19 protein-coding genes are annotated in these 15955 nt (G+C 75.1%); 9 read left to right on the plus strand and 10 right to left on the minus strand.

From position 1 onward, the window contains the following. Positions 1-157: 157 nt before the first annotated feature. The 3 genes from FHX73_RS12090 to FHX73_RS12100 are packed head-to-tail and all read right to left on the minus strand — an operon-like array spanning position 158 to position 2929. Positions 158-880, minus strand: coding sequence for a DUF4097 family beta strand repeat-containing protein (locus FHX73_RS12090; RefSeq protein WP_145905010.1), 723 nt, complete (start codon positions 878-880; stop codon positions 158-160). A 40-nt stretch (positions 881-920) separates the two neighbouring features. Next, entirely contained in the window at positions 921-1565 is a 645-nt protein-coding gene (locus FHX73_RS12095; RefSeq protein ID WP_033826106.1) for a response regulator transcription factor, read from the minus strand. Then, the gene (locus FHX73_RS12100) at positions 1556-2929 is read right to left on the minus strand and encodes a sensor histidine kinase (RefSeq protein ID WP_246213480.1); all 1374 of its coding nucleotides are present in this window, start codon (positions 2927-2929) and stop codon (positions 1556-1558) included. Before FHX73_RS12100 ends, FHX73_RS12095 begins: the two co-directional genes overlap by 10 nt. Before the next feature lie 153 nt (positions 2930-3082). On the opposite strand from FHX73_RS12100, the gene FHX73_RS12105 reads away from it, so the two are divergent. The 3 genes from FHX73_RS12105 to FHX73_RS12115 all read left to right on the plus strand — a co-directional run bounded on the left by FHX73_RS12105 (position 3083) and on the right by FHX73_RS12115 (position 4218). Further along, positions 3083-3355, plus strand: a complete 273-nt coding sequence (locus FHX73_RS12105) for a hypothetical protein (protein ID WP_145905012.1) — start codon at positions 3083-3085, stop codon at positions 3353-3355. Between the two features lie 123 nt (positions 3356-3478). Continuing rightward, the gene (locus FHX73_RS12110; protein ID WP_145905013.1) at positions 3479-3901 is read left to right on the plus strand and encodes a hypothetical protein; all 423 of its coding nucleotides are present in this window, start codon (positions 3479-3481) and stop codon (positions 3899-3901) included. Beyond that, positions 3898-4218, plus strand: coding sequence for a transcriptional regulator (locus FHX73_RS12115; RefSeq protein WP_145905014.1), 321 nt, complete (start codon positions 3898-3900; stop codon positions 4216-4218). Before FHX73_RS12110 ends, FHX73_RS12115 begins: the two co-directional genes overlap by 4 nt. Before the next feature lie 42 nt (positions 4219-4260). On the opposite strand, the gene FHX73_RS12120 is transcribed toward FHX73_RS12115, so the two are convergent. Next, the gene (locus tag FHX73_RS12120) at positions 4261-4977 is read right to left on the minus strand and encodes an SDR family oxidoreductase (protein WP_145905015.1); all 717 of its coding nucleotides are present in this window, start codon (positions 4975-4977) and stop codon (positions 4261-4263) included. A gap of 80 nt (positions 4978-5057) precedes the next feature. Here FHX73_RS12120 and FHX73_RS12125 point away from each other — a divergent pair, with 80 nt between their 5' ends. Next, positions 5058-5621, plus strand: a complete 564-nt coding sequence (locus FHX73_RS12125) for a TetR/AcrR family transcriptional regulator (RefSeq protein ID WP_145905016.1) — start codon at positions 5058-5060, stop codon at positions 5619-5621. 7 nt (positions 5622-5628) lie between these two features. On the opposite strand, the gene FHX73_RS45565 is transcribed toward FHX73_RS12125, so the two are convergent. After that, positions 5629-7128, minus strand: coding sequence for an MFS transporter (locus FHX73_RS45565; RefSeq protein WP_145905017.1), 1500 nt, complete (start codon positions 7126-7128; stop codon positions 5629-5631). A 184-nt stretch (positions 7129-7312) separates the two neighbouring features. On the opposite strand from FHX73_RS45565, the gene FHX73_RS12135 reads away from it, so the two are divergent. After that, a complete protein-coding gene (locus tag FHX73_RS12135) occupies positions 7313-10111 on the plus strand; it encodes an ATP-binding protein (protein ID WP_145905018.1) in 2799 nt (932 codons plus the stop codon). Here FHX73_RS12135 and FHX73_RS12140 read toward each other — a convergent pair. Beyond that, the gene (locus tag FHX73_RS12140; protein ID WP_145905019.1) at positions 10095-10592 is read right to left on the minus strand and encodes an FBP domain-containing protein; all 498 of its coding nucleotides are present in this window, start codon (positions 10590-10592) and stop codon (positions 10095-10097) included. The two genes, FHX73_RS12135 and FHX73_RS12140, sit on opposite strands and share 17 nt — an antisense overlap. An 81-nt stretch (positions 10593-10673) precedes the next feature. Here FHX73_RS12140 and FHX73_RS12145 point away from each other — a divergent pair, with 81 nt between their 5' ends. Then, positions 10674-11399, plus strand: coding sequence for an SDR family oxidoreductase (locus FHX73_RS12145; RefSeq protein ID WP_145905020.1), 726 nt, complete (start codon positions 10674-10676; stop codon positions 11397-11399). Between the two features lie 30 nt (positions 11400-11429). On the opposite strand, the gene FHX73_RS12150 is transcribed toward FHX73_RS12145, so the two are convergent. Continuing rightward, entirely contained in the window at positions 11430-11972 is a 543-nt protein-coding gene (locus FHX73_RS12150; RefSeq protein ID WP_145905021.1) for a hypothetical protein, read from the minus strand. Between the two features lie 149 nt (positions 11973-12121). Here FHX73_RS12150 and FHX73_RS47150 point away from each other — a divergent pair, with 149 nt between their 5' ends. Together FHX73_RS47150 and FHX73_RS12155 are read left to right on the plus strand one after the other, a co-directional pair. Further along, the gene (locus tag FHX73_RS47150) at positions 12122-12244 is read left to right on the plus strand and encodes a hypothetical protein (RefSeq protein WP_281292674.1); all 123 of its coding nucleotides are present in this window, start codon (positions 12122-12124) and stop codon (positions 12242-12244) included. 70 nt (positions 12245-12314) lie between these two features. After that, positions 12315-12542, plus strand: a complete 228-nt coding sequence (locus FHX73_RS12155; protein WP_145905022.1) for a DUF5302 domain-containing protein — start codon at positions 12315-12317, stop codon at positions 12540-12542. Between the two features lie 30 nt (positions 12543-12572). Here the strand turns inward: FHX73_RS12155 and FHX73_RS12160 are convergent, their stop codons facing one another. Continuing rightward, positions 12573-13214, minus strand: a complete 642-nt coding sequence (locus FHX73_RS12160) for a TetR/AcrR family transcriptional regulator (RefSeq protein WP_145905023.1) — start codon at positions 13212-13214, stop codon at positions 12573-12575. Between the two features lie 153 nt (positions 13215-13367). Here FHX73_RS12160 and FHX73_RS12165 point away from each other — a divergent pair, with 153 nt between their 5' ends. Beyond that, entirely contained in the window at positions 13368-14567 is a 1200-nt protein-coding gene (locus tag FHX73_RS12165; RefSeq protein ID WP_145905024.1) for an acyl-CoA dehydrogenase family protein, read from the plus strand. 17 nt (positions 14568-14584) lie between these two features. Here FHX73_RS12165 and FHX73_RS12170 read toward each other — a convergent pair whose 3' ends face one another. Further along, on the minus strand, positions 14585-14836 hold the full coding sequence (locus FHX73_RS12170) for a hypothetical protein (protein ID WP_145905025.1): 252 nt from the start codon (positions 14834-14836) through the stop codon (positions 14585-14587). Positions 14837-14868: 32 nt separating this feature from the next. Then, on the minus strand, positions 14869-15936 hold the full coding sequence (gene alc / locus FHX73_RS12175; protein WP_145905026.1) for an allantoicase: 1068 nt from the start codon (positions 15934-15936) through the stop codon (positions 14869-14871). Positions 15937-15955: the final 19 nt, after the last annotated feature.

The following is a 15955-nucleotide window of genomic DNA, read 5'->3' on the forward strand; positions in this document are numbered from 1 at the left end:
CCGGAGTTCGGCCGGGCCTGACACGTGGCCAGCCCACCGAACCGGGGTAGGGATAACCCACCTGTCAGGCCCGGGGGTCGCCGGCTGACCGCCCGAACGACGGTGGCGCCCCCGGGAGATCCCGGGGGCGCCACCGTCGTTCGCGGCACGGGTGTGCTCAGTGGACCGTGATGTCGCCGCGCGTGGTCCTCACCACCACGCTGTGCGGGGCGTCCGTGGCGGTGTTCGGCAGGGAGACGCTCGGCGGGGACCAGGGGCTCTGCGCGTCGACGTGGTAGGTGGCGTCGTGCGGCACCTTGAGGTCGACGCCGCCGTAGCCCGTGGTGACCTCCAGGGAGGCGGGTGCCGCCGTGAAGGAGGCGCTGACCGCGCCGTCGGTGGTGGTCACCTCGGCGGTCGGGGCGCTGCTGTCGGCGAGGGTCACCGCGCCGTACGTGCTCCGCACGGTCAGCGGGCCGGACGACTGGTCCACCTCGACCCCGCCCAGCCCGGTGGTCAGGTCCAGGCGGCCGGTCAGGCCCTTCGCCCGGATCCCGGCGTCCCCGGTGCTCACCTGCGCGGCCAGGCCGGACGGCACCGTGATCCGCAGGTGCCCCGAGCAGTCGTCGGAGCAGCCGGCGGTGACCGTGACGTCCGCCCCGGACCGGGCGACGGAGACCTGCGGGACACGGCCCGTGTAGCTGCCGCTCATGGCCACCGTGACCTGCGTGGAGTCGTCCTGACCCAGCGTCACGTCGAGCCCGTCGGCCTGGACCGTCACCCGGCCGGCGCCGGCCGCGTCCTGCTGCCAGCTGCCGCTGTACGGGTGGTGCACCGGGAGCGAGGCGACCACAGTCCAACTGGCCACGGTGACGACCACGACGAGGACGGCCAGCCCCACGAGGAGGAATCCGCGGCGCTTCCACGGTGCGGTACTGATCTCAAGCTCCCAGGTAGCGTAGAACGGCGAGCACGCGGCGGTGGTCCCCCGCCTCCTGCTGCAGGTCGAACTTCACGAAGATGCTGCGGATGTACTTCTCCACCGCCGCCGTGCCGATCACCAGGTCGGCCGCGATCCCGGCGTTGGAACGGCCCTCCGCCATGGCCGTGAGGACCTCCCGCTCGCGCGGCGTCAGGGTGGACAGCGGGTCCCGCTGCCGGCTGCCGGCCAGCAACTGCTTGACCACCTCCGGGTCGAGGACCGTCTCGCCCGCGGCGACCCGGCGCAGCGCGTCCACGAACTCCTCGGCGTCCGACACCCGGTCCTTGAGCAGGTAACCGACCCCGTTGTCATTGGTGTTGACCAGGTCGATGGCGTAGCGCTCCTCGACGTAGTGGGAGAGCACCAGGACGCCGGTCTCCGGCCAGCGGGCGCGTACCGCCAGTGCGGCGCGCAGGCCCTCGTCCAGGAAGGTGGGCGGCATCCGGACGTCCGTCACACAGGCGTCCGGCCGGTGTTCGGCCACCGCGCGCAGGAGTTGCTCCCCGTCGCCGACCGCGGCGACCACCTCGATGCCCTGTTCGCTGAGCAGCAGTTCGATGCCCTGGCGCAGCAGCGCGGAGTCCTCGGCCAGCACTACCCGCATGGCAATTCCACCTCGATCACGGTCGGTCCACCCACCGGGCTGCTGAGCCGGAACCGCCCGTCCACGCCGGACACCCGGTCCGCCAGACCGGTCAGACCCGTGCCGGCCGCGAGGTCGGCCCCGCCACGCCCGTCGTCGCCGACCTTAACGTCCAACCGGGCACCCTCCCGCCGGATCTCCACCCAAGCGCGGGTCGCACGAGCGTGCTTGGCCACATTGGTGAGCGCCTCGGTCACCGTGAAGTAGGCGACCGCCTCGATGGCGGCACTGGGGCGCGGCTCCACCAGGACGTCGAGGCGCACCGGCACCGGAGCCAGCGCGGCGACGGCGGAGAGCGACGCCTCCAGGCCGCGGTCGGTCAGCACCGGCGGGTGCAGGCCGCGCGCCAGGTTGCGCAACTCGGTGATGGTGCTGAGGGTTTCCCGCCGGACGTCCTCGACCAGCTTGTTGGTCTCGTGGTCACCGGACTTCTTCAACCGCGAGCTGGCCCGGCCCAGGGTGATCGAGATCGCCACCAGCCGTTGCTGGGCACCGTCGTGCAGGTCCCGCTCGATCCGTTTGCGCTCCGCCTCGGCGGCGTCCACCACCCGGGCCCGACTCTCCGTCAGATCGATGACCCGCTGCTCCAGTTCCATGCCGCGGGGCCGGGAGAGCAGTGCGCGGGCCAGCGCGGTGTCCAGCGCCAGCAGGAGTTTGACGATCAGCGGGGAGATCACCGTGCCGACCAGCAGTGCCACCGCCGCGACCAGCAGCGCCCGGGGCAGGGAGTCCACCACGAACGGCCCGATCTGGGCCTGCCCGCCGGGCAGGCCCCGGTAGTAGGCCGGAAGCAGCACCAGGGTCAGCGGCACGGCCCAGGTCAGCGCCACCCCGACCACGGTCACCACCGCCACCGGCAGCAGCAGGACGAAGTAGCCGATCAGCCGCCAGGTGCAGAGGTTGTGGACGAGCGATTGCAGCGACTTGACCAGCCGCCACGAACTGACCGGCGCCGGCAGCTCGTCGAGCTCCAGCCCGCAGGTCACGGCGAACCGGGCGCGCTCGACGGCGGCCAGCCGGAACAGCGCCCACCCCGCGGCCACCGTGACCGGCAGGCCCACCAGGCCGGCCGGCGCCAGGCAGACGGCGACGACCAGCACGACCAGCACGGCCAGTCCCGCCAGCGCCACCAGAGCGTCGAGTGCCAGGTGGATCGACGCCCGCCACAGCACGGGGGAGGCCAGCGCGCGCAGCGGATTGCCCGGCACCACCTCGCGGGGTGGCCGGGCGTCCGTCCGGGCTCTGCCGGTGGCACGGCCGGCGATGTTCTCGGCCAACTGCTTCAGACCCGCTCTCCTGGACAGTGCGGGCGGCGACCAGGTCACCGTCCGCGCCTCGTTTCGACAAGGGGACGGTACCCAACCCGACCACCCGTCAGCAGCGAGGACAACCCACCAGCGGGGGTAGGGTTTACCCCCCGTCCGGCCGGTGGGTCCACGCTGCCGACCCGGCGCCGCCCGGTGCGACATCGTGGGGACATGACCGACGACATCGAGCAGTTCCTCGTGCACTACGGGGACACCATCGACGACCGGGTCGCCGAGATCGTCGAAGAGGTCCTCGGCGAGCGGCAGAGGCGGTACCGGCGCGACGTCGTGCTGCCGGTCACCGTCGCGCTGCTGGCGGCCGCGGCCGTCTCGCCGGCGCTCATGTGGTGGATCCCGTGGGCGGTCCCCCTGGTGTGGACCGCCACCTCCGTCATCTGCGTGTGGCGGTCACGGACCACCCGGCTCCCGCGCCGGCCGAACTGACGACTGGAGGCGTCCGCGCGCCCAGTGATGGCATCTACTTTCTCTTTTGGAAAGTAGATGCCATCATCAGATCAACAGGGCGGGCCCTTCCGGCCCGGCCCGAGGTCGAGTCAGGGGTGGGGAATGGACGCGCAGCAAGCCCTCGGGATCGCCGCCGACGCACGACGGGCCGCCGCGCGCAGCCGCCTGCCCGGCTGGTACCCGCCGGTGGGCGCGGGCCTGCACGCCGCGGGGTCGATCGCGCTCGGGGTCGCACTGATGACGTCGGTTCAACCGGCGCTGCGCTGGCCGCTGCTGGCCGTGGCGGTAGTGACCTGGGCCGGGGTGCTCGGCCTCAGCGCCCGGCTCGGCCGCCGGGGCGGCGTCGTCCCACGGCTGGCCGAGCGGGACAGCAGGCAGCGCTGGATCGACGTGCTGCCGAGCCTGGTCGTGATGGTCGTCGACGTGGCGCTCTGGGCCACGGTCGGCCTCGCCTGGATGCTGGTCTTCTCCGGGATCGCGCTGGGCGCCTCGGAGTGGTTCCGGCTGGCCCGGAGGGCCCGGTGACCGCGGCCGACGGCCTGGAGAGCGCGTTCCACCACCCCAACCGACTGGCGGTGGTCGCGTTCCTCTCCGGCTGCGCCGAGGCCGAGTTCCGGACGGTCCGCGAGGAGTGCGGCCTGTCGGAGCCGGCGTTGAGCAAGCTGGCGGCCGCGTTCGAGGCCGCCGGCCACGTGGCGGTCCGCAAGGGTTACGTGGGCAAGCGGCCCCGGACCTGGCTCTCCCTCACACCCGCCGGCCGGGCCCGGCTGGCCGCCCACCTGGCGGCGCTGCAGGAGATCGCCGCGCGCAACGCCGGCCGGGCGGCGGACCTGGAGCAGTGAGCCCGGGGCCGGGCCGGCACGGGCCGGCCCCGGGCCCGGGCGTCAGCCGCGCTGCAACCGCGCGCCGCCGTCGACGATCAGGCTGATGCCGGTGGTGTAGGTGTTCTCCACCAGGAAGGCGATGGCGTGGGCCACGTCCTCGGGGCGGCCGATCCGGCCGACCGGGAGGGCGGCGGCGGTCTGGGCGAGCGCGCCCTCGCGGGCCTCGGTGGGCAGCCAGTCCCACCAGTCGGTGTCCACCACGCCCGGGGAGACGGCGTTGACCCGGCGCGGGCCGAGCTCGGCCGCGAGCGCCCGGGAGGCCGCCTCCACGCCCCCGTTGGCCGCCGCGAGTGCCGCCGTGCCGGCCATGCCCAGGTGCGCGGTGACCGCGCCGACCAGGGTGATCGAGCCGTCGGCGCGCAGCGTCGGCAGCGCGGCCTGGACGGCGAGCAGGTGGGCGGCCAGCTTGCCGTCGGTCAGTGCGCGCAGCTGCTCGCGCTGCAGGTCGGCCACCGGGCCGGCACCGCCGTGCGGCGCGACGGTGACCACCAGGTGGTCGAACTCGCCGACTGCGGCGAAGAGTTCGGCCAGCGACTCGGGCGAGCCGGCGTCCACCGTGCGGCCCTCGGCGGTGCTGCCCAGCTGCTCCAGTGCGGCGGCCAGGCGCTGCGCGTCGCGGCCGGCGATGACCACCCGGTGGCCGTCCTTCTCGAAGTGCTTGGCGGCCGCGAGTCCGATGCCCGCGGTGCCGCCGATGATCACGATGCGTTCCGACATGGGTGCCACTCCCCCGAGAAAGTTACGAGTCACGATGACTCATTTATATTTCGAGTCACCCTGTCTTGTAAAGTGGCGGCATGAACGACCGAGCGCGCGGCCGACCGCGCAGTGACGAGGCCAGGCAGGCCGTGCTGACCGCGGCGCTGACCCTGCTGGAGCGGGACGGCTACCCCGCCGTGACCATGAAGGGCATCGCCGAGGCCGCCGGGGTGGGCCGGGCCACCGTCTACCGCTGGTGGTCCGCCCCGGCCGCGGTGCTGATGGAGGCGCTCACCGAGCTGAGCCGGGAGCGGGCCGAACCCGAGCTGACCGGCGACCCCGAGGCCGACCTGCTCGCCTTCCTCACCGCGACCTTCGCGCTCACCCAGGACGGGCCGAGCCGCACGGTGCTGCTGATCCTGGTCGCCGAGGCGCTGGACGACCCGGAGATCGCCGCCGGGCTCGCCGAACACACCGGCCGGCGGCGGGAGTTGCTCCGGGGACTGCTGGAGCGGCTGGACGCCCGGTGGACCGTGCCGCTGGAGCTGGCGGTCGACATGGTGTTCGGCACGATGTGGTACCGGATGATCGACCTGCACGGACCGGTGGACGACCGGCTGGCCACCGAACTGTGCGCCGCAGTGAAGAAGTTGAGCAGCTGAGCGAAGGTCAGGACCGGCCGGGCCGCAGCAGCACGCCCACCAGGACCGTGGCGGCGGCCATCAGCGCGGCGATCACCCAGGCGGCCGAGGCGGCGGCCGCGGCGTAGGCGCCGGGCGAGCCGGCGGTGCCGAGGGTGGCGAAGAAGACCGCGCCGACCGCGGCCACGCCCGAGGCGCCCGCGAACTGCTGGGTGGTGGTGAGCACTCCGGAGGCGGCGCCGATCCGGGCCGGGGCCACGGTGGCCAGCACCGCGGCCATCAGGGCGGGCAGGGTCAGGCCGTTGCCGAAGCCGGTGAGGGCGAGCGGGGCGATCAGCTCGACCGGGCGCACCCCGCCCCCGGAGAGCTCCAGGGTCAGCGCGAGCAGCACGGCGGCAGCGGTGCTCAGCAGGGTGCCGGCGACCAGCACCCGGCGGCCGAACCGGGCGATCAGGCGCCGCCCGAGCAGCGAGGCGGCCATCGTGGTGAGGCCGAGCGGCAGGAACTCCAGCCCGGCGGCGCGGGAGTCCAGGCCGAGGCCGGCCTGCAGCAGCAGGGTGGTGGTGAAGAGCTGGCTGCCGATGGCGGCCAGCACGCAGGCGTTGATCAGCAGCCCGGTGCTGAACGTGCGGCCGCGGAAGAGCGCGAGGTCGAGCAGCGGCTCCCGGCCGGTCCGGGCGAGCCGGCGCTCCCAGGACAGGGTGGCGGCGAGCGCGGGCGCGGCGGCGGCCAGGCTGAGCCAGCTCCAGAGCGGCCAGCCGGCCTCCCGGCCGAGCACCAGCGGGACCAGGGCGAGCGCGAGCGAGGCGGCCAGGCCGAGCACGCCGGGCAGGTCGAGCCTCGGCCGGGTCGGCGGCGCAACGGCTGCGGCGGGCGCGGGCGGGTCGGCCAGTGCGGTCCGGCCACCGCTGCGCGCGGCCACCGGCTGGGGCTGCACCGGTTCGGCCGTCCGCACCGGCCGCGGCAGCAGCCGGGTGGCCGCGGCGACGGTGCCGACCCCGACCGGCAGGTTGACCAGGAAGATCACCCGCCATCCCAGCCCGAACGGGTCGGCCTGGAGCAGCAGACCGCCCAGCACCTGCCCCGCGATGCCGCCGGTGCCCAGCGCGACGCCGAACCAGCCGAGCGCCCGCGCCCGCTGCTCGCCCGGGAGGAGCCGCGTGATCAGCGCCAGCACCTGCGGTGCCATCGCGGCGGCGGCCAGCCCCTGGAGCAGCCGGGCGGCGACCAACTGCCCCGGGCTGCCGGCGAGTCCGCAGAGCAGCGAGGCGACCGTGAAGGCGCCGACCCCGAGCAGGAAGACCCGCCGGTGCCCGAACAGGTCGCCCAGCTTGCCGCCGGTGATCAGCCCGGCCGCGTAGCTGAACCCGTAGCCGCCGACCACGAGTTCCAGCGCGGCCTGGCCGGCGTGCAGGTCGTGGGCGAGCGAGGGGGCGGCCACGTTGACCACCATGTAGTCGAAGGAGGCCATGAAGGTGGCCAGCAGGATCACCGGAAGCAGCAGTCTGCGGCGCAGCGTGTCGATCATCGTGTGCGTCCCCGTTCGGCGAGCGGTTCGGCGACGGGCGCCGCCGGCACCGAGCTTCGCCCGGCAGGCCTGCTGAGCACCTTGGGCAAACGGCTTAGTCGGGTCTTCAGATTCGGCCGCTCCCCAACCGACGCAGGCTCAGATCCCATGATCATCAGGCTGGTTCCGCGACTAGGATCCCCGCATGACCCTCCTCGCCCGGGACGCCGAGCTCGCCGCCCTCGCCGCGGCCCACCGCGAGGCCGCGGCCGGCGAACCGGTCACCGTGCTGGTCGGCGGCGAGCCGGGGATCGGCAAGACCCGCCTGGTCACCGAGTTCACCACCGGCCTGCCGGACCTGGTGCTGACCGGCGGCTGCCTGGCGCTCGGCGCCGACGGGCTGCCGTACGCGCCGTTCACCGCCGTGCTGCGCCGGCTGCTGCGACTGTACGGCCCCGACTGGCTGACCACCCGGCTGCCCGGCCCCGGCCCGTACGCGCTCGCGCACTGGCTGCCCGGCCTCGGCCCGGCCCCCGAGGGCGACCGCCGGGCCCGGCTGTTCGAGGAGCTGCTGGCGCTGCTGGAGGCCGCGGCCGCCGACCGCGGGCTGGTGCTGGTGCTGGAGGACGTGCACTGGGCCGACCCGGCCAGCGCCGAACTGCTGCTCTTCCTGGTCCGCAACCTGGCCGCGCCCCGGACCCTGCTGCTGGTCACCCACCGCGACGACGAACCGGCCGACGGCCACCCCGTGCGCGCCCTGCTGGCCGCGCTGGCCCGGCTGCCGCAGGTGCGCCGGGTGGACCCGGGCCCGCTCGGCCCGGCCGACCTGGCCCGGCTGGCCGGCGACGGGCTCTCCGCCGCCCGGCTGGCCGAGGTGCACCGGCGCAGCGGCGGCAACCCGCTGTTCGCCGGCGCGCTGCTCGACTCCCCCGGCGACCGCACCCCGGCGCCGCTGCGCGACCTGCTGCTGGCCGGGGTGCGGGAGCTGCCCGAGTCGGCCCAGGCGGGCCTGCGGGCGGCCGCGGTGCTCGGCGAGCCGGTCGGCCCGGCGCTGCTGGCCACGGTGGCCGGGCAGCCGGAGCCCGAGCTGGAGGCGGCGCTGCGGCCGGCCGTGCGGCGCGGGCTGCTGCTGGCCGGCGAGGAGGGCTACGCGTTCCGGCACGCGCTGCTGCGCGCGGCGGTCGCCGAGGAACTGCTGCCGGGCGAGCGGCGGCGGCTGCACGCGGCCTGCGCCCGGGCGCTGACCGCCGATCCCGCGCTGCTGCCGGCCGGCCAGGCCGCGGCGGCGCTGGCCCTGCACTGGCACGCGGCGGGCGAACGGGAGGCCGCCTACCGGGCGGCCTGGACGGCGGCCGCGGCGGCCCGGGCCGGCTACGCCTACGGCGAGGAACTCCGGCTGCTGGAACGGATGCTGACCGAGCCGCGGGCCGAGCCCGAGGTGCTGCGGGCGGCCGTGCGGGCGGCGCTGGACGCCCGGGCGACGGTGCGCGGCCTGGAGCTCGCCGACGCCGCACTGGCCGTCACGGCCGATCCCGCCGAACGGGCGCTGCTGCTGGAGACCCGCAGCCTGCTGAAGCACCGTCAGGGCCAGAGCGGGCTGGACGACCTGCGCGAGGCGGTGGGCCTGCTGCCGTGCGGGCCCTCCGGGGTGCGCGGGCGGCTGCTCGCCACCCTGGCGAGCCGACTGGCCGTGCTCTCCCGGCATGCCGAGGCGGCCACGGCGGCGGGCGAGGCGCTGCGCCTGGGCGAGACGGCGGACGACCCGGCGGTGCGGGCGCTCGCCCTGGTCACGCTGGCCGCCGGGCGCTCCCGGGCCGGCGAGCACCCGGCGGCGGTGGCGGCCTGCGCCGAGGCGCTGCGGCTGGCGGCGGTGGCCGAGGACGACGACACCCTGGTGCTGGCGACCGTGATGCTGACCATGGCACACAAGGCCGTCGGCGACTACCCGGAGGCCGTGCGGACCGCCGAGCGCGGGCTGGCGCTGGCCACCCGGCGCGGGCTGGCCGGGAACCGGGGCGCGGTGCTGGCCTCGATGCTGGCCGACGCGCTCTTCCGGCTGGGCCGCTGGCCGCAGGCCCGGGAGGTGCTGGAGCGGGCGCTGTCCGAGGAGCCGCCCCCGCTCTACCGCGCGGTGCTGCTCACCACCCGGGGGCTGCTCGACCTGGCGGAGGGCGAGCCGGCGCAGGCCGCGGCGGCGGCCGAGGCGGCAGCAGTGCCGTTCGCGGCCGGCTACCCGGGGCCCGGGTTCCGGCTGCCGGAGCGGGAGTTGGCCGTGCTGCACCGGCTGGCCGAGGGCGACTGGCCGGCTGCCGACCGGCTGCTCGGCGAGCTGCTGGACGATCCCGAGCTGCCCGAACACGCCACCGAGGCATGGCCGTTGCTGCTGGCCGGGTACCAGGTGAACGAGCTGGGCGCGGCGTTGGGCGCGCGGCAGCCGGCGGCGGCTGCCACGGTGCGTCAACGGGCCGCGAAACTCGGCCAGTTGACGGACGCGATGGCCGCACCAGGACCGGTCGAGCGCGCCGAGCGGGTCACCGCGCAGGCCTGGGCCGGGGCCGACTGGGCGCCCGCGGTGGCCGCCTGGCGGGCGCTGGACCAGCCGTATCCACTGGCCCAGGCCCTGCTCCGGGCCGGTCAGGCGGCACTGACCGCCGGCGACCGCCCCGACGGATCCGAACTGCTGCGCGAAGCCGCCGGGTTGGCCGAGCGGCTGGGCGCCCGCCCGCTGGCCGGGCGGATCGCCGAGCTGACCGCGCGGGAGCGGCTGGCCGGCGCGGCCGCCGACCGCCTCGGCCTGACCCCGCGCGAGCTGGAGGTGCTGGAGCTGGTCGCGCAGGGCCGGAGCAACCGGGAGATCGGCGAGCGGCTCTTCATCTCGGCGAAGACCGCCGGGGTGCACGTCTCCAACCTGCTGCCCAAGCTGGGCGCCGCCTCCCGCACCGAGGCGGCGGCGCTGGCCCTCCAACTGGGCCTGGTCCGGCCGGCCGTCAGGCCAGCACCTTGACCAGGAAGGCGTCCAGGTTGGCGTGCAGCCGGGCGATCTGCTGCTCGACGGTGAGCGACTCCTCGATCCGGCCGCCGGTGCCCTGCGGCTGGCGGCTGCCGCGGATGTAGAGCGGGCAGGCCAGGTCGGTGCACATGTAGGCGCCGACCGAGTTGCCCTCGCGGCCCGCCGCGCCGGCCTTGCGGGCGGTGAGCAGCGCGACGCCGCTGCCGCTGTGCACGGTGAGGCAGAGGCTGCAGATGTTGCTGCGCAGGTAGCCGCGGTACTGGGCGGAGAACCGCAGCGACAGGCCGGTGAGCCCGCCGTCGCGCTCCAGCACCAGGTAGCTGCGGTCCGGCGCCCCCGGGTCCCGCCAGCCGAGGAAGTCCAGGTCGGCCCAGGGCAGCTCGGCCAGGTCGCGCGGGAGGTTGAGCCGCTTCGCCTCGCCCTTCGAGCAGTTGACGAACGAGTTGCGGATGTCCTGATCGGTGACTGGCTTCATGACTCCGACTCTAAGTTGCCTAGGGGTTCTAGGCAAAGGAATAACTCCTCTAGGTTCAAACCCGCCGCGTAGCCTGGGCCGATGCCCGCAGACACCCGCGCGAAGAGCCCCGACAGCCCCGACGGCCCGGTCAGCCTGGTCACCGGCGGCAACCGCGGCATCGGCCTGGAGACCTGCCGCCAGCTCGCCGCGCTCGGCCACCGGGTGGTGCTGGCCGCCCGCGACCCCGAGGCCGCCCGGCTCGCCGCCGAGCGGATCGGCCCCGCCGTCCACCCGGCCCGGCTGGACGTCACCAGCACCGCCGACGCCGACCGGCTCGCCCAGCACCTGCGCGAGCGCTACGGCCGGCTGGACGTGCTGGTGAACAACGCGGCCATCCACTACGACACCTGGCAGCGGGTCAGCACCGCCGACCTGGCCGTGGTCCGGGAGGCCGCCGAGACCAACCTGCTCGGCCCCTGGCAGCTCACCCAGGCCCTGCTGCCCCTGCTGCGCGCCTCCCGGCACGCCCGGATCGTCAACGTCTCCAGCGGCGCCGGCGCCCTGGACGACCTGGGGCCGGGCGCCCCCGCCTACTCGATCAGCAAGCTGGCGCTGAACGGGCTGACCCGGATGCTGGCCCGCGATCTGGCCGCCGACCGGATCCTGGTGAACGCCGTCTGCCCCGGCTGGGTCGCCACCGACATGGGCGGCAGCGGCGGGCGCCCGGTCGCCGAGGGCGCGGCGGGCGTGGTCTGGGCGGCCACCCTGCCGGACGACGGGCCGACCGGCGGCTTCTTCCGGGACGGCCGGCCGATCCCGTTCTGACCCGGCGTCAGACGGCTGTCCGGCGCGGCCTCAGACCAGCGCGCGCAGCAGGTGCCCGGCCCCGCCGTCCGGCACGGCCAGCGCGTGCAGCCCGGCCAGCGGCTCGAAGCCGGTGCGGGCCCGCTCGGCCGCGCGCGGCGAGGCGCCGACCGGGTGCCCGACGCCGCCCCGGTCGGCCACCACCAGCGCCGGCCCCTCGACCCGCTCCAGCCGCAGCCGCTGCCCCGCGCCGAACACCAGGTACTCCAGCGAGCCCCCGTGCACCCGGGCGGCCAGCACCGCGGCGGCGGGTGCCTTGGCCGGGTCGGCCAGGTCGCACCGCCCGCCGTGCAGCGCGGCCGTCTCCGCAACCGCGTCGGCCAGGCACTCGGCGATCGAGCGGTCGGGGCGGTCGGTCAGCCGGGCCAGCAGGTGCACACCGAGCCGGCGGACGAACCAGGCGGTGCCGTGCCGGCACTCGACGGAGGGCGCGGCGGCGGTCGGGGCGCCCTCAAGCAGCACCACCGCCTCGGGGGTGGCCGCGGCGAAGCCCAGGCCTGGTGGTGGCGGGGCGGCGGCCAGCTCTACCTGCATGGCCCCAGTGTGCGCCGCCGGGGGCGGGATCCGGCAGCATCCGGCCGCGGTTCGCCCGGACGGGCGGTTGCGGCGGGTTGGCTGGCGCACCGTCAGAACTTCACTTAGCGTCACATATCGGACAGTCCCTCAAGAGACGGGCAGAGCGCATGTGGTGGCAGGCGATCTTGGTCACGCTGGCGGGTCTCGGGTTCCCGACCCTGGCCCTGCTCTTCTTCATCGGCGGCCCCACCTTCCGCGACCGGCCCACCCGGCCCACCAGGGGAAACTGACCGCACGCCAACAGCCGGACGTGACACAGTGGCTCCAGTACGAAGCAGCCAGACCGTCCAGGAGGTTCGGATGACCAGCACCGAGGCAAACGCGGCCGACCAACAGGAGGGCTCCCCTGCCGAGCCCGCCGAGACTCCCGCGGAGGACGTGAAGGCCAAGTTCCTGGCCGCCCTGGAGCGCAAGCACGGCGCGAAGAGCGACGCCGCGGGCGGCGGCAAGTCCGGCGACTCCAAGATCCACGGCGCCCACGGCGCGGCCGGCGGCAAGCGCACCTTCCGCCGCAAGAGCGGCGGCTGATCCGCCCCGCACCACCGGGTGCCCGCGGTCTCAGACCGCGGGCACCTGCGTCTCGTCCCGCGCCTCCGAGCGCAGCAGCAGCAGCACCGAGCGCCGGGCCCGCTGGTACGGGGTCTCGTCCCCGTGCAGCAGCGAGAGCGCGTTGGCCATCTCCAGGTAGCTGGTCAGCTCGAAGGCCAGCTGGTCCAGATCGGCGTCCTCGCGCAGCTCGCCGGCCGCCCGGGCCGCCACCAGCTCGTCCAGCACGATCCGGTGCCAGGCCAGGCTGGCCTCCGCCAGCGCGTCCCGCACCCGCCCCGGCTGGGCGTCGAACTCCGCGCCCACCGCGTAGAAGAAGCAGCCGCCCGGGAAGACCCTGGTGCGCGAGTACTCCAGCCACTGCTCGGCCAGCGCCCAGATCCGGCCGACCCCGACCGGCAGCTGCTGCACCGGCGCCAGCACCGCGTCCCAGTAGATCCGCTGGGCGGCCCGGACGGTGGCCAACTGCAGCTCCTCCTTGGAGCCGAAGAGCGCGAACACCCCGCTCTTGCTCAGCTCCAGCTCGGTGGCCAGCCGACCCAGCGAGAGCCCGCCGAGTCCCTCGACCGAGGCGATCGCGACCGCGCGCGAAAGCACCAGCCGCCGGGTCTCGTTGCCCTTCTGCACCCGGCCGTCCGTCGTGGGATCCGTCACTGCCCACCACCGTCTTTCCCTGGGAACCGCCGCCCGTGCGGCGTGGCGCACACACTGCTCCGCACACTGCTTTCCCGCCAGCGTAAAGGCTGATACGGATGGTCCGGCACACGACAACCCCTCAGTAACCCTCACCCACCAGGGAGTGCTCGCATGACCGGACCCGACCCGATCGACCTGCTGGCCGTGGGCGACCTGCTCACCGACGAGGAGCGGCTGATCCAGAGCACCGTGCGCAGGTTCGCCGACGAGCGGATCCGCCCGCACATCGCCGACTGGTTCGAGCGGGGCGTCTTCCCCGTCCGCGAACTCGCCCCCGAACTGGGCGCGCTGGGCCTGCTCGGCATGCACCTGGACGGGTACGGCTGCGCCGGGGCCGGCGCGGTGGCGTACGGAGCGGCCTGCCTGGAGCTGGAGGCGGCCGACTCCGGGCTGCGCAGCTTCGTCTCGGTGCAGGGCTCGCTGGCGATGCGGGCGATCCACGCCTTCGGCTCCGAGGAGCAGAAGCAGCAGTGGCTGCCGGGCATGGCGGCCGGCGAGCTGATCGGCTGCTTCGGCCTGACCGAGCCGGACTTCGGCTCCGACCCGGCCGGGATGCGCACCACCGCCCGCCGCAAGGGGCGTGGGGGCACCTCCCGCCCGGAGGGTGGGGGAGATTGGGTGCTCTCCGGTTCGAAGATGTGGATCACCAACGGCAGCGCGTCCGACGTCGCCGTGGTCTGGGCGCAGACCGAGCAGGGCGTGCGCGGGTTCCTGGTGCCGCGCGGCACCCGCGGCTTCACGGCGACCGACGTGCACGGCAAGCTCTCGCTGCGCGCGTCGGTCACCAGCGAGCTGCACTTCGACGAGGTGGTGCTGCCGGACGACGCCGTGCTGCCCGGGGTGAGCGGGCTGCGCGGTCCGCTCTCCTGCCTCAACGAGGCGCGCTACGGCATCCTGTGGGGCACCGTCGGCGCGGCCCGGGACTGCTACCAGGCGGCGCTGGACTACTCGAAGAGCCGGGTGCAGTTCGGCCGCCCGATCGCGGGCTTCCAGCTCACCCAGGAGAAGCTGGTCGAGATGGCACTGGAGCTGGAGAAGGCGCACCTGGTGGCCTGGCGGATCGGCCGGCTCAAGGAGGCCGGCGCGGCCCGGGCGGCGCACGTCAGCTTCGGCAAGCTGAACAACGTGCGCAGCGCGCTGGAGATCGCCCGCAGCGCCCGGACCGTGCTGGGCGCCAACGGGATCACCACCGCCTACCCGGTGCTGCGGCACGCGAACAACCTGGAGTCCGTGCTGACCTACGAGGGGACCAGCGAGATCCACACCCTGGTGCTCGGCGAGGCCATCACCGGGACGGCCGCCTACCGCTGACCGCCGGGCTGCTCGTGCTACTTGTTGAGGTAGGACGAGCGGTCGTGCTCGTCCGCCAGGAACGGGACGGACTGGAACCAGACCACCCCGCACTGGCGGCAGCACGGCTCCTCGGTGCGGCCCCACTCGGTGGAGTCCAGGGTGGCCGCGTCCTCGGGCAGGTCACGGCCGCACAGGCCCACGTGCTTCTCGTCCTGGACCATGTGCCACCGCGCCACCGGTCCTGACCTGCCCTGATCGCCGTATTCGGCGTGCATCTTGTGCAACATGACTCCACAGTGCTCCCCGGCGGGGGCAGACGCTAGGCGAGGCTGCCGTGCAGGCGCAGACGGGCGATGCCGCCGTCCGGGAAGACGTCCAGGCGGGCGTGGGTGGCCGGGTGGCAGGTCGGCAGGACGAAGCGGTGCAGGGTGTCCGGCCGCAGCTCGGTGCGGGGCAGCAGCTCGGACCAGCCCGGGGCCGCGGGGTCGGCCGGGTCGCCGGCGCCCGGGGCGGCGGCGTCGAAGGCGTGCAGGGCGGCCCAGCCGGCGGCGTTGCCCAGGTAGTTGGCGGTGTCGATCTCCACCGCGCGCACGGTGCCCCGGCCGGCCAGCCGCAGCCGCACCCAGTCGTGACCGCCGTCGCGGCGGCGGCGGGTCTCCCAGCCCTCGCCCATCACCCGGGAGCGGCCCGGCAGGATCAGGTTGACCGGCGGGGAGAAGAAGCGGTCCGAGGCGTCCTCCACCCGGCCGCCGTGCTCCAGGGCGGCCAGGTCGAAGCTGCCCAGGGCGGCCAGCCAGGCCGGGTCGGGGCGGGGCTCGCCGTGCACCCGCAGGCGGGCGATGCCGCCGTCGGGGTACTGGCGCAGGCGCAGGTGGGTCCAGCGGCGCGGGTCGGCGACCGGGAAGGCGTTGGCGGCGTGGCCGCGCACCGGGGCGGGGGCGAGCAGCTCGTGCCACTCGGTGGCCGGGTCGAGCAGCTCGGCCGGGCTCGGGGTGCCGGGCAGTGCGGCGGCCTCGACCGAGACCAGCTGGGGGTGGTTGCCGCGGAAGTGGGCGGTGTCCACCACCAGGCCGTGCACCGTGCCGGGCAGGCCGAGGCGGATCAGCGCCCAGTCGTGCTCCTCGGCGGCGGGGTGCGGGTGGGCGGTGCTGCCGCGCCGGCGGCGGGTCTCCCAACCGTCCATCAGCTGGCCCTTGGGGCCGAAGGTGTGCGGGCGGAAGACCGGACGCTCGGGGCGCAGCAGGTTCTCCCGCTCGGCGAAGAACTCGTCGCCGGCCGCCGGCACGCCGGCGCCGAGGCGGCGGTCGGCGAGGTCGGGCAGCAGCAGGAAGGGGAGGTCGGCGGGCAGGGGCTGGTAGTCGGCGTAGCCGAGGTCGTCGGAGGTCATGGCTCAACTGTGCGAGCGG

It is taken from the genome of Kitasatospora viridis (assembly GCF_007829815.1).
Lineage (GTDB): Bacteria > Actinomycetota > Actinomycetes > Streptomycetales > Streptomycetaceae > Kitasatospora > Kitasatospora viridis.